The following is an 18,272-nucleotide window of genomic DNA, read 5'->3' on the forward strand; positions in this document are numbered from 1 at the left end:
CCGTTTGGGTGAGGGAACCACCTGCCGATGCTGAACTATCGGGAGGTCTTTGATGGAACGTCGCTTGTTTCTAACTGGAATGCTTGGCGTTGCGGGGGCAGCGGCAATTGCAACCCTGGCTGGCCCCAGCAGGGCGGTTGCCGGAATTCCAAGCGGCAACGGAATTCTCGATGAACTCGATAAGCCCGATACCGCCGTCTTCGAGGATGGAGACGAACGTGCTGAAGTGGAGCAGGTTTACCATCGTCATTGGCATCACGGCCGTCGCCGCCGCAGACGGCGCCGCGTTTGGAGACGTGTTTGCCGCCGCTACTGGCGTCGTGGCCGCTGGCGTCGCCGCTGCTGGCGCGAACGTGTTTGGATTGGCTTTTGGCTTTAGGGGTCCATAGCGGTTCAGCTTTGGATAAGAGCCGCTCACCCGCAGTAAAGAACTGTTTTTACGGAATTCCGGACCGAGACGTGGTCCCGGATTGCTCAACCGGTCCAGAGCCGGCCGCCGCAACGTGGCTGGCTTCTTTTTCGCCATAGATCGCGCGGCGATCCTCTTCTAGGGCCCAAGCCCCTCGCCTTTCGAGCGGCTCTTTCGTTTGCGCGCTTTCGCCGAACGAGGTGGCTCCCTTCGGAGTGCGGTCAAAAAGCACGTTGATTTTCCAGTCCCCCTGCTGTTGAGCGGGCAGTTGGGCGATCTGGATGTTCGATGTTTTCAAAGCTGCCTGTTGTTAACCATCGCAATGTTAGCCTTGGTCTCGCCGGATGAGCGAGGTCACCAATATGCACGCCGATCTGCCGCGCGCGCGGGTTAAGCGGAGGCTGATAGCCAAGGCGCTAGCGTTCCTCGCCGCCGCCCTGACAACGCTGCCCGCAGATGCCGAAACGGTGCAGGAAAATCCCGGCGGTCAGATCGTGATCTTCGCTTTGCACGTCGCCGAGCTGCGCGCCGCGAACGAGCCTGTGGAATTTGACGGTGCCTGCGACAGCGCCTGCACGCTCTATCTGTCTTTGCCCGCCGAGCAGCTTTGCATCACGCCGCGTGCATCCTTCGGCTTCCATCTGCCTTACGGCGTCGGCGCCCATGAGAACGCAATCGCCGCGCAGTACCTGATCTCGCAATATCCCGACTGGGTTCGCCTGTGGATCGAGGAACACGGCGGCCTGTCGCACACCATCGTGCGGATGGAAGCCGCCGAGGCCGCAAAGCATCTTCCCCTCTGCGGCGTGCTGGCATGACCGCTAACGGCAACGATCGCATTCGCCTTCGGCCGCTTGAGGACGCTCTGCCAGATCGCTGCGACCGCGCGGCACTGTAGCGAGGGATGGAGCGGGTAGCGGGAATCGAACCCGCGCGTTCAGCTTGGGAAGCTGACAGGCTACCATTACATCATACCCGCGCAACAGCCTCGTTACCATGATGGCCCCGCATCTAGCAATCGGCGATACATTGAAAGCTGAGAGCCATCCACCGGCGCTTTGACGCCGCGCCACAACATGGTAATGGCTCAGGGGTTAAGGGTGGGGACCCAGCTTGGAAATCAATGTTCGGAAGAGGAAGCGAGCCTCTCGCTCCGGAAAAGCCTTTGCTGTGGAAGATCTCGGATTCCTGCTGAGGCTTCCTGTTTTTGTATTCGTCTCTCTTTTCGTGCCTGAGAAGAGATGGCGCAGTGTCTGCCTTTGGCTGGAGCGGCTGAAACGGGCGCCTGAGTCTCGGCGCGACGTTGGTGACCAACCGGATCTTGCCGCCTTTGGCATAGCCGGCCGCGAGGACCGGCTCCGGGTCGACGCGATGCGCAGCGAACACAACATCCAGATCGTCCGCGAGTGGCTCGTCGGCTGGCGACCCGAGATCGAACTCCTCGGCGCCGAGCATCTCGATGCGGCGCGCGAACAGGGCCGTGGCGCCGTCCTGTGGATTGCGCATTTCGCCTTCAATGCGCTTGCGGCGAAGATGGTTTTCGCCAAAGCCGGCTTCGATGTCTTCCATGTCAGCAGGCCCGAGCACGGTTTCTCGAAATCGCGCTTCGGCATCCGGTTCCTCAACCCGATCAGAACCGGCGTCGAGCTCAGACATGCCGCGGGCCGTATCGTGATCGACCGCGCCAATCCCGCCGCCAGCATGAACGAGGCGAGGCGGTTGCTTCGCCAGGGCAAGTTTGCGTCCATCACCGCTGGCGCCTGGGAGGGTGAGTTGCTCGTGCGTGCGCGAATCGGCCAGTCGGCCATTGAATTTGCCGGCGGTGCGCCCCGGTTGGCCAGGATCGCCGGCGCCCCCCTGCTGCCGGTCTTCGTCGTTCGTGACGACAGCACAGGCAGGATACGGGTGACTGTGGAAAATCCGATCGATCTTGATCGCGGCCAGGACAAGGCCGAACTGATCCAGAGCGCCGCGCAAGACTTCGCCGATCGGCACCTGGCCTATCTGAAGGCCAGTCCCCACCAGTGGCGAGACTGGGGCAAGTTGAAGGCTCACCAAGGCACCTTGATCGAGACGGAAGCCGGATGCCTCTCTTCAGCATTCTGATCACCGACGGCGGCAGCGAGCACCTTTCCGGGCTCGTTGCCGAAAACATCCACTCGCTCACGGCTGCTCATCCGGGCGACGAGCACCGCCTGTTCCGGGAAGCGGCGTTGGCGGAGTTCATTTCGACGCATTTCGGAGCAGAGGTGCTTTCGGCTTTCAGGACGCTGCGACCTTATTCATACAAGGCGGACCTCGCCAAATATTGCCTTCTCCATGAGCAAGGCGGCCTTTATGCCGATCTTTCCTATTTCTTCCTGCGCGGAGTGCCTCGCGCCGATGGAAAATTGTCGATCTTTCGCGATTTCCTCAGCTCGACCCCGTGGGACACCAGCATCGGGGTTGTTGCCGCGCCGCCTCGCCACAAGGCGCTCGCCAAGGCGATCGAGCTTGTCTGCGCCAATGTGAAACGGGAATATTACGGGCCGACTGCGCTCTGCCCCACAGGCCCGACCTTGTTCGGCAAGGCCGTCGCGCTGACCTGCGAACCGGAAGACCTCATCGTCGGCGAAGCCCTCAGGTCGGTGCCATCTGCCGCGCCTCTTCAGCCGTCCGCGGATTTCGGCCATTGCCTCAGCCATGATGGCGAGCCGGTCGCGATCAAGCGCAAGCGGGGCGGCAAGCCGATATCGCACCTCGGTATCGGCGGCGGCAACCGCTACAACAGGCTGTGGCGCTCCAGGGAAGTCTACCGCGACCGGCCGCTTTGGGCCCGCATCTTCCGGTGGAGAATCTGACCGAGCGAGCCACGTGTGCCGGCCGGATCGGGCTATCAAGGCCGCCGGCACAATAGCTTCGCGCGCGGCCTTCGGCTTGATGCCGGGTATCCGAGTGCGTATTTCTGAGGTCGCGCCCCGAATCGGGCAGCTCGAACCGGAGAACGGCCTTGTCCGCACTGACACGCTTTCTCGGCGATACGCCACTCAGGGTGCTTGTGAAGCTGCTGGTGGTTTCCTTCCTCGTCGGCCTCGTCATGCACGCTTTCGGCTGGTCGCCGATGGACGTGCTCTACGGCATCCGCCAGTTCTTCATCGACCTGTGGAATCTCGGCTTCCATACTCTCGACCGCTTCCTGGGCTATATCCTGCTCGGCGCCGCGATCGTCGTGCCCGCCTTTATCCTGCTCAGGATTGCGAGCTACAGGAAGTAGCCTGGCGAGCGTCAGCATACGCGGCCGCGACCTCGAACAGAATGGCGTGGCGCGCGGCAAGCGCCGGCACGTCGCTCGAATAGCCGCCGCCGATGACGCCGCATAGCGGGATGCCGGCCTTGCGGAAATGGCTGATGACCAGCTCCTCGCGGCTGCGCAGGCCGTTGTCGGTCAATGTCAGCCGGCCAAGCCGGTCCTTGGCATGGACATCCACGCCGGCATTGTAGAACACGATGTCCCAGCGCCGCCTTGCGCAAAGCTCTGGAAGAATGGCGCCGAGCCGGTCGAGATAGGCAGCGTCGCCGGTGCCGTCCGGCAGCGCGATATCGACATCGGAGGCGATCTTGCGCGCCGGATAATTGCGTTCGCCATGCATGGAAAAGGTGAAGGCGCGCGGCTCATCCTTCAAAATGTCCGCCGTGCCGTCGCCCTGATGCACGTCGAGATCGACGACCAGGATGTTTTCGACGGCGCCCTCCGCAAGCAGGACCAGGGAAGCCACGGCCACGTCGTTGAAGGTGCAGAAGCCCGCGCCTTGGGCACGCCTGGCATGGTGGCTACCGCCGGCGGCGTTGCAGGCTATGCCGTGTTTCAGCGCCAGCCGCGCCGCCAGCACCGTGCCTGCCGTTGCTAGCTGCGCTCTCAATGACACGCGCTGGCTGACCGGGAAGCCGATCTCGCGCTCGATCTTTTCAGGCACCTCGCAAGCGAGCACCTGGTCGACATAGTCGGCCTCGTGCGCGAGCTTGAGCCACGCCGCCGGCGCCCGTTCCGGCATCGAAAGCGCTCCCGCTGCTGCCAGCCCGCGGCTGTGCAAAGCCTCCATCAGCAACGGATATTTGCTCATCGGAAAGCGGTGATTGACGGCAAAGCCGGCGTCGTAGTCGGGATGGTGGACGATCTGCAAAGGCATGATGGGGCGGCCTGCGCCAGAGCTGGAATTCGGTTGGCCGTCACCCGATGGCGATTGCGCGGCAGCGGCAAACTGGGGCACATCGGCCGTTCTAGCAAGCCGCAATGAGCAAGGCAGCAATCCTTGGACAAGGGTGCGACCCACATCAACGCCGGGACCTTCATCGTCACCAACCGGTCGGTGCTGGCGATCGCTGTGCCGATGACCCTTGCCTATCTGACGACGCCGCTGCTCGGCATCGTCGACACCGCGGTGATCGGGCAGTTCGGCGATGCGGCTCTTCTCGGCGGACTGGCGGCAGGCGCGCTGGTCTTCGACGTCGTCTTCACCACCTTCAACTTTCCTGCGCTCCGGCACCACCGGCCTCGTCGCTCAGGCTTTCGGACGCGGCGATCCGCTGGAGGAGCAGGCGGTGCTCTGGCGGGCCGTGCTGATCGCGGTCGTCGCCGGCGTGGTGCTTGCAGCACTTGCGCCGCTGTTTGCGATAGGCGGCCAGTGGTTCATGGGCGCCGAGCCGCGTGTCAGCGCGGCGATGTCGGTCTATATCCGCATCAGGCTCATTGCCGCGCCCTTCTCGCTCATCAACTACGCCATTTTGGGCTACGTTCTGGGGCGTGGCGAGGGCGGGATAGGGCTGATGTTGCAGGCCGTGCTCAACGGCATCAACATCCTGCTCTGCTTCCTGCTCGGCCTCGAGCTCGGCTGGGGCGTGGCGGGCGTTGCCTGGGCGACCGTCACCGGCGAGTTCCTGGCCATGATGCTCGGCCTTGCCATCGTGCTGAGGCGGTTCCGCAAGCTGGAGCGGCCGTCACGCCGGCGCATCCTCGACCTGCCGGCCTACTTGCGCATGCTGTCGCTCAACCGCGATATCATGATCCGTTCCTTCTCGCTGCTTGCCGCCTTCGCGCTGTTCACCAGGCAGGGCGCGCAGTTTGGCACGGTGACGCTCGCCGCCAACGCCGTGCTGATGAACTTCTTCCTCGTCGCCGGCTATTTCCTGGACGGATTTGCCACCGCAGCCGAGCAATTGGCAGGCCGCGCCATCGGCGCGCATGCGGCCACCCCTTTCCGGCAAGCTGTCCGGCTGACGCTGATTTGGGGCGTTGGCCTGGCGGCTGCCGCCAGTCTTATCCTGCTGACGGCCGGCGCACAGCTGGTGGCGATGGTGACGACCGCTCCGGAAGTCCGCGCGGTCGCCGACACTTATCTGCCCTGGGCGGCCTTCACCGCGCTGAGCGGCGTGCTCGCCTTTCAGATGGACGGCGTCTTCATCGGCGCCACCTGGTCGCGCGACATGCGCAACATGATGCTCCTGTCTTTCCTGGCCTTCGCCGCGGCACTGATCACGCTGGCACCCGCCTTCGGCAACAACGGCCTATGGGCCGCGCTGCACGTCTTTTTGCTGGTGCGGGGTTTCAGCCTGCTTGCGGTGCTGAGGCTCAGGATGCGCACGGCATTCAGCTGATCGGCTTTGAAGCCCAGCGCTCGCAAGCCGAGTCGCGCAAATCCTGGATCGAGCCAAGCCGCTCGCGCTCCACAAACCGCGCCATGCCGGCAACGATGCGGCCAGGCAGCGCCGGGCCGGCATAGATCATGCCGGTATAGAGCTGGACGAGATCGGCGCCGGCGCGGATCTTCTCCAGCGCGGTTTCCACCGAGTCGACGCCGCCGACCCCAGCGATCGTCACTTGTGAGCCGAGCAGCTTGCGCATCCGGGCGAGTACCGCCGTCGAGCGCTCGAAAAGCGGCTTGCCTGACAGCCCGCCGGCTTCGCCGGCCAGACTTGCGCTGCGCAACCCGACCCGGGCAAGCGTCGTGTTGGAGACGATGACCCCGTCGATCTTTTTCTCGATGACTTCGGCGGCGATGTCTTCCAGTTCCGCTTCGACGAGGTCCGGCGCGATCTTGAGGAAGATGGGCGGCTGAACCGACGCAGCCGCGCGCGCCGCCACCACGCGCGACAGGAGTTCGCCCAGTTGCTCGCGCGCCTGCATGTTGCGCAGGCCCGGCGTGTTGGGCGAGGAGATGTTGACCGTCAGATAACTGGCATGAGCCGCGAAGCGGGCGACGCCGCGCTCATAGTCGGCAATGCGGTCGGCGCTGTCCTTGTTGGCGCCGATGTTGACGCCGACAATACCCGGCCGCCCTTTGCGCGCGGCAAGCCGTCTTTCGGCGGCCGCATGCCCTTCATTGTTGAAGCCGAGCCGGTTAATCACCGCTTCGTCCGCGGTCAGCCGGAAGATGCGCGGCTTTGGATTGCCCGATTGCGGCAGCGGCGTGATGGTGCCGACCTCGGCGAAGCCGAAGCCAAGCCCAAGCAGCGCGTCCGGCACTTCGGCGTTCTTGTCGTAGCCGGCCGCCATGCCGAGCGGGTTCGGAAAATCGAGCCCGCAGACGCTGACCTCGAGCCGCGCGTCGCGCGGGGGAGGCGAGGCGGCCGGCAGGCCGCAGCGCAAAGCCGCGATCGACAGGCCATGCGCCGTTTCCGGGTCGAACGAGAAAAGCAGCTTTTGGCCGATCCGGTCGAGCACGCTCATTCGTCCTCCAGCGGCGAGAATTCGTGGCCGTCGGCGCCGAGCGGCAACGGCCTCACCCAGAGAACGGCGTCGAGGGCGAGCGCGGCGTAGAGATGCGGGAACAGGGCGCCGCCGCGCGACACCTCGTATTTCAGCGCGTCGCCCAGCTTTGCCGCGTCGACAGCGATGAGAAGCAGGTCCGCCTGGCCGGCGAAATGCTTGGCCGCCGTCTCGCGCACTTGAGTTGCGGTGGAAAAGTGGATGAAGCCGTCGGCGATGTCGATCGGCGCCCCGGTGAAGCGGCCGTTCCGTTCCGCTTCGCTCCACATGGCTTCAGGCGCGATCTTGTAGATAAACTGAGACATTGGCGCGCTATAGTCCGAACGATACATGGGGGAAAGGGTGCTTGCGAACTCTTCCCCATTTCAGGCGCAAACCTGTGATATTGTTCGCACAACGGCTCATGGAGGATAACATGCGTCTGCAGCACATTCTAATCCCGGCGGCGCTTTGCTCGCTGGTCGCCGCATCGGCCTATTCCGAGGAGACGGACCGCTATCGGCTCGAAAAGTCCGCCAACGGCTATGTCCGCATGGACACCCAGACCGGCGCCATGTCGATCTGCGAGGAGCGCTCCGGCCAGCTCGTCTGCAAGTTGGCCGCCGACGAGCGCTCCGCCTTCCAGGACGAGATCGACCGGCTGCAGAGCACGGTGAAGGCACTCGACGAGCGCGTCGCGAAGCTCGAGAACTCGCTCTCGGCCCGGCTGGAGTCCCAACTGCCGAGCGAGGAGGATTTCAACAAGACGATGAGCTACATGGAGCGCTTCTTCCGCAGCTTCATGGATATCGTCAAGGACATCGACAGGCAGGAAGGCGACGGTGGCACGAAGCCCAGCCCGCAAAAGACCTGAGCTCCCGGGAAAAAGCCTGCGCGCGCGGCCTTTGCTGCTTGAAAACGCGCCGCGCCGCCGCATAATCGTTCCGATCCCCTAAGAAAGCACACAATCAGCAATGGGATCCGGGGAGGAGTATTTGCCGTCGGGCCACACTTTCGTCATTGCCGACGACCATCCGCTGTTTCGCGGCGCACTAAAGGAAGCGCTCGCCGGCATAGGCGACGTCGCCGCCATCCATGAGGCCGGCGATTTCGAAAGCGCCAAGGCGCTGGTCGTCGCCAATGAAGACATCGACATGGTGCTGCTCGATCTGTCGATGCCGGGCGCCAGCGGCCTGTCCGGACTGATCTCGCTGCGCGGCATCCATGCCTCGGTGCCGCTGGTGGTGGTGTCGGCTCATGACGATCCAGCCACCATCCGCCGCGCGCTCGATCTCGGCGCGTCCGGCTTCATCTCCAAATCGGCAAGCATGGAGGAGATACGCAGCGCCGTCCTGACCGTGCTTGCCGGCGATATCGCAGCACCCGCCGGCATCGAGCTCGGCGTCGAGCGCGACCCGGAGATTTCCGATCTGATCAAGCGCCTGCAGGCGCTGACGCCGCAGCAGACGAGGGTGCTCGGCATGTTGGCCGAAGGCCTGCTCAACAAGCAGATCGCCTATGAGCTCGGCGTCTCCGAAGCCACCATCAAGGCGCATGTCTCGGCTATATTGCAGAAGCTCGGCGTCGACAGCCGCACCCAGGCGGTCATCCAGCTTTCCAAGATCGGCGGCGACCCGCTGCAGCCGGTGAGCTGATCATTCCGCCGCGGGCGCCAGTGCCCTGACGCGCGCCATCATCGAGCGCAGCACGGCAGGCTTCAGCGGCTTGTTGATCACCGGCACATCAAGCAGACCAGCAGCAGTGCGCACCTCGCTGGAGCGGTCTGCGGTGACCAGCACGCAGGGCAGATCCTTGCCGTAGGCGGCGCGCAGCCTGGCGATGGCGTCGAGCCCGGTACCGCCGTCGAGATGATAGTCGGCGAGCACCACATCCGGCCTTGCCGCACCCGGGCGCATCAGGTCCTGCGATCCCGAAGCGGTCTCGACGCTGCAGCCCCAGCCTTCGAGCAGCAGGCGCATGCCGTCGAGGATGCGCGCGTCATTGTCGATGCACAGCACATTGAGTCCGGCAAGTGAGGATGGCGCGCGCGCGGAGGCCTTTCCCGTCTCGCGCGGCGGCGCCGCGATCGCGGCGACCGGCAGGATGACGGAAAAACGCGTGCCCTTGCCGGGGCTGGAGAAGATGCGGATCTCGAGCCTGAGAACCCTGGCGATGCGGTCGACGATGGAAAGGCCAAGGCCAAGGCCTTCGGCCTCGCGAGCGCCCTCGTCCAACCGGGTGAATTCGTGGAAGACGGTGTTCAGCTTGTCGGCGGCAATGCCGATGCCGGTGTCGATCACCTGGATCTCGGCCAGCTCGCCGCGCCTTCTCACGCCGACCAATATGCGGCCTTCGCGCGTGTATTTGATCGCATTGGAAACGAGGTTCTGGATCAGCCGGCGAAGCAAATTGCGGTCGGTCATCACGCCGAGCGACGACGGCATGATTTTCAGGCCGAGCTTCTTTTCGGCGGCGAGCGGGCGAAAATCGTTGCCGATCTGGCCAAGCAGCCCGCCGAGGCTGAAGGCGGTGTCCTCGGGCTTCAACGCGCCGGCGTCGAGCCGCGATATGTCGAGCACCGCGCCGAGGATGGTCTCGACCGATTCCAGTGAGGATTCAATGTTGGTCGCGGCCCTGCCGGCCGGCCCCTTGCCGGCCTTCTCGATCAGCGAGGAGCAATAGAGCCTGGCGGCGTTGAGCGGCTGCAGGATGTCGTGGCCCGCGGAGGCGAGGAAGCGCGTCTTGCTGAGATTGGCCTCCTCGGCAAGCATCTGCGCCTGCGCCAGCTCCTCGTTGACGCGGGTGAGCTCGGCGGTGCGGCTCCTGACCCGCTGCTCCAGCGATTCATTGGCCCGCTTCAGCGCCAGGTCCTGCTCGACGCGGCCGGAAATGTCGGCATAGGTGGCGACGATGCCGCCGTCGGGCATCGGGTTGGAACGCAGCTCCAGGATGCGGCCGCTGGTCCTGAGCTCCATCTGCCAAGGACCGACGAAGCTGGTCAGCCGGTTGAGCATCGTCACCCGCTGGTCGGCGGCGATATCGCCGCGCTCGGCCAGATGCCGCAGGATCTGGTCGAGCGACACGCCCACTTGGCCCATCTCGTCGGGCAGATCGAACAGCGCCCGGTATTGCCGGTTCCAGCAGATCAGCCGCAAATCCCGGTCGAAGACGGTGATGCCCTGCTCCATCTGGTCGAGCGCGATCTGCAGCAGGTCGCGGTTGTGCTGCAGCGCCTCGGTGGCGTCGTCGAGCAGCCGGAAGGCATCCTTGGAGTCGCGGTCGTTGCGGCGGAACAGCAGCGACAGGATAAGCCGCGCCGACGACGAGCCCACGGCGCTCGCCAGCAACTGCTCCGAGAAACGGATGACGTCCATGCTGGCCTGTTCCTTGCCGTGCAGGGAGACGTTCGCGTTCTTCTCGAAGGACTGGAAGGAGCGCTCGGTGCGCTCGACGCCGAGATAGCGGGAAATCGTGTCCTTGAGGTCGTTGACCGTGACCGCGGTGCGGAAGCGGCGCAGGCTTGGCATCGGCCCCGCCTCGCGCGGCACGAAGATCGCCGCCTGGATGCGCTCCAGCGGCACCGATGCGCGGGACAGCGAACCCATCACGAAGAACAGCGTGTTGACTGACAGGCTCCACAGCACGCCGTGGTTCAGCGGCTCGCCGACGGTGCCGAACAGCGCCTGGGGTCTCAGCGCCTCGAAGCCGAACAGTCCATGGACGACAAAGTCGGAGCCGGGACCGACGAGGGAAGGGAGCAGCAGCGTGTAACCCCAGACCGCGATGCCGGCGACCATGCCGAGCGCGGCGCCCCGGCCATTGGCGCGGCGCCAGATCAGCCCGCCGACCAGGGCGGGCGCGAATTGCGCGATCGCTGCGAAGGACATCAGCCCGATCGAGGACAGCCGCGCGCTGTTGGTGCTCTCGCGGTAATAGAGGAAGGCGATGAACAGCATGATGAAAATCGACGCTCGCCGAACGTTCAGGATCAGCGTCGACCAGTCTTCGTTCTCCGAAGAAGTGGTCTTGAGCAATCGACGCACGAACAGCGGGATGACGAGGTCGTTGGAAATCATGATCGACAGCGCCACGCTCTCGACGATGACCATGGCGGTGGCCGCCGACAGGCCGCCGATGAAGGCGATCATCGCCAGCACGTCGTGGCCGCTGAATAGCGGCAGCGACAGGACGTAGAGGTCGCTGCTGGTCCTTGCGCCGACCAGCGACAGCCCGGCAAAGGCGATCGGCAGGACGAAGAGGTTGATCGCCACGAGATAGAGCGGAAACACCCAGGTCGCGGTGCGCAGCTCGGCCTCGCTGCGATTCTCGACGATGGTGACGTAGAACTGGCGCGGCAGCATCAGGATGGCGAAGCCGCTCAAGGTCGTCAGCACCAGCCAGGTGACCAAGGACGTGTTGTAGCCCATCGCCTGGCGCACCTCGGCATTCGCCCCGAGCGTCGCCAGCATGTCGCCGGGGCCGCCGAAGATGAGAAACGTGACCATAAGGCCTATGGCGAGGAAGGCGGCGAGCTTGACCACCGTCTCGACCGCGACCGCCAGCACCAGCCCGTCCTGGTGCTCGGTGGCGTCGGCGTGGCGGGTGCCGAACAGGACCGCAAACAGCGCCAGCAGCATCGCCACCACCAGCGAGATGTCGCTTACAAAAGGATCAAAGGAAGGCGGCGATCCCGTATAGTGCTCGATCATCAGGCTGACCGAGCCGGAGATCGCCTTGAGCTGCAGCGCGATATAGGGCACGGCGCCGACCGTGGCGATCAGGGTCGCGATCGCCGCGACGGCAAAACTCTTGCCGTAGCGGGCGCCGAGAAAGTCCGCAATCGAGGTGATCTTTTCGCTCTTTGCCAGCCGGACGATGCGGTTGAGCAGCGGGAAGCCGAACACGAAGACCAGCACCGGGCCGGTGTAGATGCCGAGGAATTCGAGACCCCGCTCGGAGGAGAGCCCGACCGAGCCGAAGAAGGTCCAGGAGGTGCAGTAGATGGCGAGGCTGAGCGCATAAATGGAGGGCCGTGCGCGGCCGAGTCCGGCTGCCACGGAGCGCCGGTCGCCGACGCTGGCGATGGCAAAAAGCAGCGACACATAGGCGATCGCGATGATGACGACGAACCAGCCTTGCACGGTTCGAACTTCCTTCCTGACCGGCTGCTCGTCCGGTTATCAAACGCAACCACAGCTTTGACGCCAAGTCCACCGCGGCTTTCGGCGCATAGGTGCTTGGTGACGCCCAGAAGCGCGAACCGGTTAGGCACAAACCGGCGGCTCCGACCTTTTCCGGTTTTGCAACTGGGGGTTTTTGTTATTGTGGCTTCGGGGCCGGCGCCGGAGAGCCGGGGCGGCAGCGCGGCCCGTTATGGCAAGGAGGGTCGGATGCTGAAAGAATTCCAGGAATTCATCTCCAAGGGCAATGTGATGGACTTGGCCGTCGCCGTCATCATCGGCGCCGCCTTCGGCAAGATCGTCGATTCGCTGGTCAATGACATCATCATGCCGATCATCGGCGCGATTTTCGGCGGGCTTGACTTCAACAATTACTTCTTTGGGCTGTCCTCCAATGTGCACTCGGCCACGCTGGCCGAAGCCAAGAAAGAGGGAGCCGTTTTCGCCTATGGCAGCTTCATCACCGTCGTGCTGAATTTTCTGATCCTCGCCTTCATCATCTTCCTGATGGTCAAGGCGGTGAACAATCTGCGCAGGCGGCTGGAGCGAGAGAAGCCTGCGACTGCCGCGGCGCCGCCGCCGGCGGATGTCCAGCTTCTGACCGAAATCCGCGACCTGCTCGCCAGGAAATAACGCATCCAACGTTCTCGCTGGACCAAAACCCCGGCCGCTTGCGGCTGGGGTTTTCTGTTCAGTGATCTGGTAAGAGCGCAGCAAAACGAGCACGGATTTGTCCATGACCCTGAGTGAGACCTTGCGCGCCGAAGCCCGTGCTGCCCCCGAAAGCGGCATTGTCGCCGTCGTCAATCACGGCCGCTTGCGCGAAGGCCTGATTCCGCTCTGGGCCGGAGAGGGCGACCTGCCGACGCCTTCCTTCATCAGCGATGCCGCCGCAGGCGGCCTCGCCAATGGCGAGACCTTCTACACCTGGCAGAAGGGCATTCCCGAGCTTAGGCAGGCGCTCGCCCGCTACTATGCCAGGCATTTCGGCCAGCGCTTCGCCGAGGAAGAATTCATCGTCACCGGCTCGGGCATGCATGCCATTCAACTGGCCATCGACGCGATCGCCGGCAGCGGCGACGAGGTCGTCTATCTCTCGCCGGCGTGGCCGAATTTCGCTGCCGCCGCCGGTGTTGCCGGCGCTGTTCCCGTGCCGGTCACGCTCGACCAGTCCGGCAATGGCTGGTCCTGCGATGTCGACAAGATCGCAGCCGCCATCACGCCGCGTACCAAGGCGCTGTTCATCAATACCCCCTCGAACCCGACCGGCTGGACAGCCGACAAGGAAACGCTTCAAGCGATCCTCGATCTGGCCCGCACGAAGAAGCTTTGGATCATCGCCGACGAGATCTATGCGCTGTTCCACTATGGCCACGGCCGCGCGCCGTCTTTCCTCGATATCGCAACGGCGGAAGACCGCATCCTGTTCGTCAACAGCTTCTCCAAGAACTGGGCGATGACCGGCTGGCGAGTCGGCTGGATCAAGACCCATCCGGCGCTGCAGCAGGTGTCGAGAACCTGATCCAGTATTCGACCTCGGGCGTCGCCCAGTTCATGCAGCGCGGCGCGGTTGCTGCCCTCGACGAGGGTGACGGCTTTATCGTCGAGCAGGTGGAGCGGGCACGTGCGGCGCGCGATCTGGTCTGCGACATCCTGGGTGCCACCGGCAAGGCGCGCTTCACCGTGCCGCAAGGTGCGTTCTACCTGTTCTTCACCGTCGACGGCATCACCGATTCCCGCGCCGCCGCCTTCGACATCGTCGACAACGCCAATGTCGGGCTGGCGCCCGGCACGGCCTTCGGCCCCGGCGGGGAGGCCTTCCTCAGACTGTGCTTCCACCGCCGCCTCGATCAGCTCGAGGAAGCGGCAAATCGCCTGGCGAAATGGATGAAGACGGTGTGAGACGGGCGGCTTCAGCCGCCTGATTTCGGCACCAGGAGTGGAATAATCCGGTCGCTCTTGGCGACGGCCGGGCGGCCGGAGGCGGCATAGGGGATGCCGAGCGCGTCCCAGGTCTCGACCAGCGCGTCCTGCAGTTCGGCGATCAGCGCGTCGGAATGGAAGGGTGTCGGCGTGATGCGCAGCCGTTCGGTGCCGCGCGGCACCGTCGGATAGTTGATCGGCTGGATGTAGATGCCGTGGACGCCAAGCAGGCGGTCGCTCGCCATCTTGCAAAGCTCGGGATCGCCGACCAGCACCGGCACGATATGGGTGGCCGATTCCATCACCGGCAGCCCGGCCGCGGCAAGCACCTGCTTGGCCCGCGCTGCCTGGCGCTGCTGGGCGTCGCGCTCGGCCTGCGAGCGCTTCAAATGCCTGATCGAGGTGGTGGCGGCCGCCGCGATCGCGGGCGGCAGCGCCGTGGTGAAAATGAAGCCCGGCGCATAGGAGCGCACCGCGTCGATCACAGCGCTCGTGCCGGTGATGTAGCCGCCCAGCGTGCCGAAGGCCTTGGCCAGCGTTCCCTCGATGATGTCGATGCGGTCGGCAAGACCCTCGCGCTCGGTGATGCCGCCGCCGCGCGCACCGTACATGCCGACAGCATGAACCTCGTCGATATAGGTCATGGCGTTGTAGCGCTCGGCGAGCTCGACGATCTGCTTGATCGGCGCGATGTCGCCGTCCATCGAATAGACGCTTTCGAAGACAATCAGCTTGGCGCGCTCGCGTCCTGCCGCCTGCAGCAGGCTTTCCAGATGCGCAACGTCGTTGTGGCGGAAGATCTTCTTCTCGGCCCCGGAACGCCGCACGCCTTCGATCATCGAGGCATGGTTCAACTCGTCCGAGATGATCAGGCAGTTGGGCAAGAGCCTGGCGATGGTCGAGATCGAGGCTTCGTTGGAAACGAAACCGGAGGTGAAGACCAGCGCCGCCTCCTTGTCGTGCAGGTCGGCGAGCTCATGCTCGAGCTCGACCAGCGGGTTGGACGTGCCGGAAATGTTGCGGGTGCCGCCGGCGCCCGAGCCCATCCGGCCCGCCGCGTTCTGGAAGGCGGCGATGACGTCCGGATTCTGGCCCATGCCGAGATAGTCGTTGGAGCACCAGACGGTGATTTCCTGGGCGCGACCGTTGGAGCGCCAGATGGCGCGTGGAAACTTGCCCACGATGCGCTCGAGGTCGGCGAAAACGCGGTAGCGCCGCTCGGCATGGAGCTGGTCGATCGCGTCTTCGAAGAACCGCTGGTAGTTCATGTCGGCTTCCCAATTTTGCGCCGGATCATAGTCACGGGCCTATGTTACGTCCACCGCACCGCACCGGTCAAAATGCCACGCCCCGCGCCTGTTCCTAACGATGCCGGATCATGGCCTATTCCCGGGGATGTGAACCAGTTTTGTTTCGGTACGATGCCTCGGGCAGGCGGAACTGTTACAGACTTAACACTAAAAAGGGAGGCTAATGGGCTTACGGCGGAGTTTCCAGCACGGCTGCTGTTGAGACAGTTTCCGATAAATCTTGATCAGCGAGGTAAGCGATGACGGTTTTGGTGACGGGCGGTGCCGGCTATATCGGCAGCCACATGGTCTGGGAGCTTTTGGACGCCGGCGAAAGCGTCGTCGTGCTCGACAGGCTTTCCACCGGCTTCGAATGGGCGGTGGCGCCGGAGGCGAAGCTCGTCGTCGGCGACGTCGCCGATCGCGATCTGGTCGGCCGGATCATCCGGGAAAACAAGGTCGACGCCATCATCCATTTCGCCGGCTCGATCGTGGTGCCGGAATCGGTCGCCGATCCGCTCGGCTATTACGAGAACAACACCTGCAAGACGCGCGCGCTGATCGAAACCGCCGTGCGCGAGGGCGTGTCGCATTTCATCTTCTCGTCCACCGCAGCCGTCTATGGCGGCGCCGGGCTGGAGCCGGTGCGCGAGGATGCCCGGCTGGCGCCGGAATCGCCCTACGGCCTCTCCAAGCTGATGAGCGAGTGGATGCTGCGCGATGCCGCGATTGCGCACGACATCGGCTACACGGCGCTGCGCTATTTCAATGTCGCCGGCGCCGACCCCAAGGGCCGCACCGGACAGTCGACGCCCGGCGCCACGCATCTGATCAAGGTCGCCTGCGAGACGGCCCTCGGCAAGCGACCATTCATGCAGGTCTTCGGAAAGGACTATCCGACGCCGGACGGCACCTGCATCCGCGACTACATCCATGTGAGCGATCTGGCGGCGGCGCACCGGTTGGCACTGCAGCGGCTGCGCGATGGCGGGGAGAGCCTCGTGGCCAATTGCGGCTACAGCCATGGCTATTCGGTGCTGGAAGTGATCGACAGCGTGCGCCGCGCCTTCGGCCATGATTTCGACGTTCGCATGGGTGCGCGACGGCCGGGCGACGCCGCCGCCGTGGTCGCCAATTCCGACCTTGCCCGCAAGGAGTTCGGCTGGACGCCGCAGCGCGACGATCTCGACCAGATCGTCAAGGATGCGCTGGCCTGGGAACGCATCCTGACGACCAAGAACTCCGTTCGAAACTAAGCAGTTGAGGAAAGTGTGTAGCGGTTGGGTTCGGCGACTTCGCCGTAGCCTTCGTCCCGGAATTGCGTAATGAGACTGACCTGTTGGGCCAAGGGCTCGTCCGGCGAGTTTAGACGCGGTATTGAGGCTCATGCGTTGGTGTGCCGAAGGCGCACTGTTGGAATGAGCCTTGAGGGACGGCATGAAGGTCTTGGTGCTCGGCGCCGGCGTGATTGGCACGGCGGCCGCCTACTATCTGGCTAAAGACGGTCATGAGGTGACGGTGATCGAGCGCCATGAGGCAGCGGCGCGCGGCACCAGCCAGTCGAACGCCGGCCTGGTCTCGCCGGGCGACGCCACCGCCTGGGCCTCGCCGGCGGCGCTCAAGACCTTTCTGCGCGCGCTCTGGAACCATGACCTCGGCATCAAGGTCCGGCTGCGCCTCGATCCGTATTTCTATGCCTGGAGCCTGCGCTTCCTGCGCGAGTGCACCGTAGCGCGCCTGCGCGCCAACACCGACGTCAAGCTGAAGCTCGCGCTCTATTCGCGCGACTGCATCAATGCGCTCTCGGAGGCGACCGGCATCCATTACGACGAACGCAAGAAAGGCATCCTCTACTTCTTCCGCTCGCAGAAAAGCTTCGACACCGGCACCGACAATTACCGCTACCTCGGCGAGCGCGGCCTGCCGATCGAGATCGTCGGCCGCGACCGCTTGGCCGAGCTGGAGCCGGGCCTTGCCAGCGTGAAGGACAAGATCGCCGGCGGCATCTATTCTCCAATCGACCAGACCGGCGATTCCAAGCAATTCGTCGACAAGCTCGCCGCCTATGCGGCCGAGAAGCTCGGCGTCAGGTTCCTGTTCGGCACGACAATCGAGGGCCTCGACATCGAGGGCGAGCGGGTGCGAGCCGTGATGACCTCGGCCGGACCGGTAACGGGCGACGCCGTCGTCATTTCGATGGGACCCGAAAGCGGCCTGTTCGGCCGCCGCTACGGCATCGACCTGCCCGTCTACCCGGTGAAGGGCTACACCGTGACCGTCCCGCTCGAGGACGAAAGCAGGGGCCCCACCATGGGTGGCGCCGACGAAGACCGGCTGATCGGCTATTCGAGGCTGGGCAACCGGCTGCGGATGTCCTCGACGGCGGAATTCATCGGCTTCGATCGCAGCTTCAAGCCGGGTGATTTCAGAACCATCCTGGAAACCGGCAAGGACCTGTTCCCGGGCGCCTTCGACGAGAAGAAGGCGCTGCTTTGGGCAGGCCTGAGGCCGATGATGCCGAGTTCCGTGCCCATCTTCGGTCAGGCGAAATACCGCAACCTCTATCTCGACACCGGCCACGGCCATCTCGGCTGGACCATGGCTTGCGGCTCGGGAAAATTCCTGTCCGACCTCGTCGCCGGCCGCAAGCCCGAGATCGATACGCAAGGGTTGCTTTACGCGACAGCGGGCTGAGACGATCGGTGCGCAAGTTGCCACCGGCCTATGTCGGCGCTGGTCGGCGTGACCTG

Annotated in this window: 15 protein-coding genes, 1 tRNA gene and 2 pseudogenes; 11 read left to right on the top strand and 7 right to left on the bottom strand. The window is 64.3% G+C overall.

Going from position 1 to position 18,272, the window contains the following annotated elements:
• Window positions 1-70 precede the first annotated feature (70 nt).
• Window positions 71-526: a hypothetical protein gene (locus A9K66_RS30205; protein ID WP_156751048.1), complete on the bottom strand. Its 456-nt coding sequence runs from the start codon at window positions 524-526 to the stop codon at window positions 71-73.
• Window positions 527-753: 227 nt separating this feature from the next.
• Between A9K66_RS30205 and A9K66_RS09425 the strand changes: the two genes are divergently transcribed.
• Entirely contained in the window at window positions 754-1,227 is a 474-nt protein-coding gene (locus A9K66_RS09425; RefSeq protein ID WP_082953804.1) for a hypothetical protein, read from the top strand.
• 87 nt (window positions 1,228-1,314) lie between these two features.
• On the opposite strand, the gene A9K66_RS09430 is transcribed toward A9K66_RS09425, so the two are convergent.
• Window positions 1,315-1,388: transfer RNA gene (locus A9K66_RS09430), tRNA-Gly, on the bottom strand.
• A 134-nt stretch (window positions 1,389-1,522) separates the two neighbouring features.
• On the opposite strand from A9K66_RS09430, the gene A9K66_RS09435 reads away from it, so the two are divergent.
• The 3 genes from A9K66_RS09435 to A9K66_RS09445 all read left to right on the top strand — a co-directional run bounded on the left by A9K66_RS09435 (window position 1,523) and on the right by A9K66_RS09445 (window position 3,662).
• Entirely contained in the window at window positions 1,523-2,515 is a 993-nt protein-coding gene (locus A9K66_RS09435) for a hypothetical protein (protein WP_197507461.1), read from the top strand.
• The gene (locus A9K66_RS09440) at window positions 2,494-3,249 is read left to right on the top strand and encodes a glycosyltransferase (protein ID WP_067322767.1); all 756 of its coding nucleotides are present in this window, start codon (window positions 2,494-2,496) and stop codon (window positions 3,247-3,249) included. Before A9K66_RS09435 ends, A9K66_RS09440 begins: the two co-directional genes overlap by 22 nt.
• A gap of 149 nt (window positions 3,250-3,398) precedes the next feature.
• Window positions 3,399-3,662: a DUF6460 domain-containing protein gene (locus A9K66_RS09445; RefSeq protein ID WP_066996803.1), complete on the top strand. Its 264-nt coding sequence runs from the start codon at window positions 3,399-3,401 to the stop codon at window positions 3,660-3,662.
• Here A9K66_RS09445 and A9K66_RS09450 read toward each other — a convergent pair.
• On the bottom strand, window positions 3,637-4,575 hold the full coding sequence (locus tag A9K66_RS09450) for a histone deacetylase (RefSeq protein ID WP_067322771.1): 939 nt from the start codon (window positions 4,573-4,575) through the stop codon (window positions 3,637-3,639). The genes A9K66_RS09445 and A9K66_RS09450 overlap by 26 nt on opposite strands.
• 123 nt (window positions 4,576-4,698) lie before the next feature.
• Between A9K66_RS09450 and A9K66_RS09455 the strand changes: the two are divergent.
• Window positions 4,699-6,040: pseudogene (locus A9K66_RS09455) on the top strand (MATE family efflux transporter).
• On the opposite strand, the gene A9K66_RS09460 reads toward A9K66_RS09455, so the two are convergent.
• Both A9K66_RS09460 and A9K66_RS09465 read right to left on the bottom strand, forming a co-directional pair.
• A complete protein-coding gene (locus A9K66_RS09460; RefSeq protein WP_067322775.1) occupies window positions 6,033-7,112 on the bottom strand; it encodes a quinone-dependent dihydroorotate dehydrogenase in 1,080 nt (359 codons plus the stop codon). The pseudogene A9K66_RS09455 and the gene A9K66_RS09460 overlap by 8 nt on opposite strands.
• Complete coding sequence (locus A9K66_RS09465; RefSeq protein ID WP_067322779.1) at window positions 7,109-7,456, bottom strand: DUF952 domain-containing protein; 348 nt, start codon at window positions 7,454-7,456, stop codon at window positions 7,109-7,111. Before A9K66_RS09465 ends, A9K66_RS09460 begins: the two co-directional genes overlap by 4 nt.
• Before the next feature lie 110 nt (window positions 7,457-7,566).
• On the opposite strand from A9K66_RS09465, the gene A9K66_RS09470 reads away from it, so the two are divergent.
• Together A9K66_RS09470 and A9K66_RS09475 are read left to right on the top strand one after the other, a co-directional pair.
• Complete coding sequence (locus A9K66_RS09470; protein WP_066996874.1) at window positions 7,567-8,004, top strand: hypothetical protein; 438 nt, start codon at window positions 7,567-7,569, stop codon at window positions 8,002-8,004.
• A gap of 121 nt (window positions 8,005-8,125) precedes the next feature.
• Window positions 8,126-8,785, top strand: coding sequence for a response regulator transcription factor (locus A9K66_RS09475; RefSeq protein WP_066996819.1), 660 nt, complete (start codon window positions 8,126-8,128; stop codon window positions 8,783-8,785).
• On the opposite strand, the gene A9K66_RS09480 is transcribed toward A9K66_RS09475, so the two are convergent.
• Window positions 8,786-12,271 carry a PAS domain-containing hybrid sensor histidine kinase/response regulator gene (locus A9K66_RS09480; protein WP_067322782.1) on the bottom strand — a complete coding sequence of 1,162 codons (3,486 nt, stop codon included), beginning with the start codon at window positions 12,269-12,271 and terminating at the stop codon, window positions 8,786-8,788.
• A 249-nt stretch (window positions 12,272-12,520) separates the two neighbouring features.
• On the opposite strand from A9K66_RS09480, the gene mscL reads away from it, so the two are divergent.
• Both mscL and A9K66_RS09490 read left to right on the top strand, forming a co-directional pair.
• The gene (gene mscL, locus A9K66_RS09485) at window positions 12,521-12,943 is read left to right on the top strand and encodes a large conductance mechanosensitive channel protein MscL (protein ID WP_067322891.1); all 423 of its coding nucleotides are present in this window, start codon (window positions 12,521-12,523) and stop codon (window positions 12,941-12,943) included.
• A gap of 103 nt (window positions 12,944-13,046) precedes the next feature.
• Window positions 13,047-14,212, top strand: a pseudogene (locus tag A9K66_RS09490) (pyridoxal phosphate-dependent aminotransferase).
• 11 nt (window positions 14,213-14,223) lie between these two features.
• Here the strand turns inward: A9K66_RS09490 and hemA are convergent.
• Entirely contained in the window at window positions 14,224-15,501 is a 1,278-nt protein-coding gene (gene hemA, locus A9K66_RS09495) for a 5-aminolevulinate synthase (RefSeq protein ID WP_066996827.1), read from the bottom strand.
• 281 nt (window positions 15,502-15,782) lie between these two features.
• Here hemA and galE point away from each other — a divergent pair, with 281 nt between their 5' ends.
• A complete protein-coding gene (galE, locus tag A9K66_RS09500) occupies window positions 15,783-16,778 on the top strand; it encodes a UDP-glucose 4-epimerase GalE (protein ID WP_067322786.1) in 996 nt (331 codons plus the stop codon).
• Window positions 16,779-16,959: 181 nt separating this feature from the next.
• Window positions 16,960-18,216: a D-amino acid dehydrogenase gene (locus A9K66_RS09505; RefSeq protein ID WP_067322789.1), complete on the top strand. Its 1,257-nt coding sequence runs from the start codon at window positions 16,960-16,962 to the stop codon at window positions 18,214-18,216.
• Window positions 18,217-18,272 lie beyond the last annotated feature (56 nt).

The sequence above is a fragment of the Mesorhizobium sp. AA23 genome (assembly GCF_001672435.1).
In the GTDB taxonomy this organism is placed as follows: Bacteria; Pseudomonadota; Alphaproteobacteria; order Rhizobiales; family Rhizobiaceae; genus Mesorhizobium.

What these genes read in the sequence shown, in the direction of transcription:
- A9K66_RS30205 (WP_156751048.1), bottom strand. Translation starts at nt 526, where the DNA reads ATGGCGAAAAAGAAGCCAGCCACGTTGCGGCGGCCGGCTCTGGACCGG.
- A9K66_RS09425 (WP_082953804.1), top strand. Translation starts at nt 754, where the DNA reads ATGAGCGAGGTCACCAATATGCACGCCGATCTGCCGCGCGCGCGGGTT.
- A9K66_RS09440 (WP_067322767.1), top strand. Translation starts at nt 2,494, where the DNA reads ATGCCTCTCTTCAGCATTCTGATCACCGACGGCGGCAGCGAGCACCTT.
- A9K66_RS09450 (WP_067322771.1), bottom strand. Translation starts at nt 4,575, where the DNA reads ATGCCTTTGCAGATCGTCCACCATCCCGACTACGACGCCGGCTTTGCC.
- A9K66_RS09460 (WP_067322775.1), bottom strand. Translation starts at nt 7,112, where the DNA reads ATGAGCGTGCTCGACCGGATCGGCCAAAAGCTGCTTTTCTCGTTCGAC.
- A9K66_RS09465 (WP_067322779.1), bottom strand. Translation starts at nt 7,456, where the DNA reads ATGTCTCAGTTTATCTACAAGATCGCGCCTGAAGCCATGTGGAGCGAA.
- A9K66_RS09470 (WP_066996874.1), top strand. Translation starts at nt 7,567, where the DNA reads ATGCGTCTGCAGCACATTCTAATCCCGGCGGCGCTTTGCTCGCTGGTC.
- mscL (WP_067322891.1), top strand. Translation starts at nt 12,521, where the DNA reads ATGCTGAAAGAATTCCAGGAATTCATCTCCAAGGGCAATGTGATGGAC.
- hemA (WP_066996827.1), bottom strand. Translation starts at nt 15,501, where the DNA reads ATGAACTACCAGCGGTTCTTCGAAGACGCGATCGACCAGCTCCATGCC.
- galE (WP_067322786.1), top strand. Translation starts at nt 15,783, where the DNA reads ATGACGGTTTTGGTGACGGGCGGTGCCGGCTATATCGGCAGCCACATG.
- A9K66_RS09505 (WP_067322789.1), top strand. Translation starts at nt 16,960, where the DNA reads ATGAAGGTCTTGGTGCTCGGCGCCGGCGTGATTGGCACGGCGGCCGCC.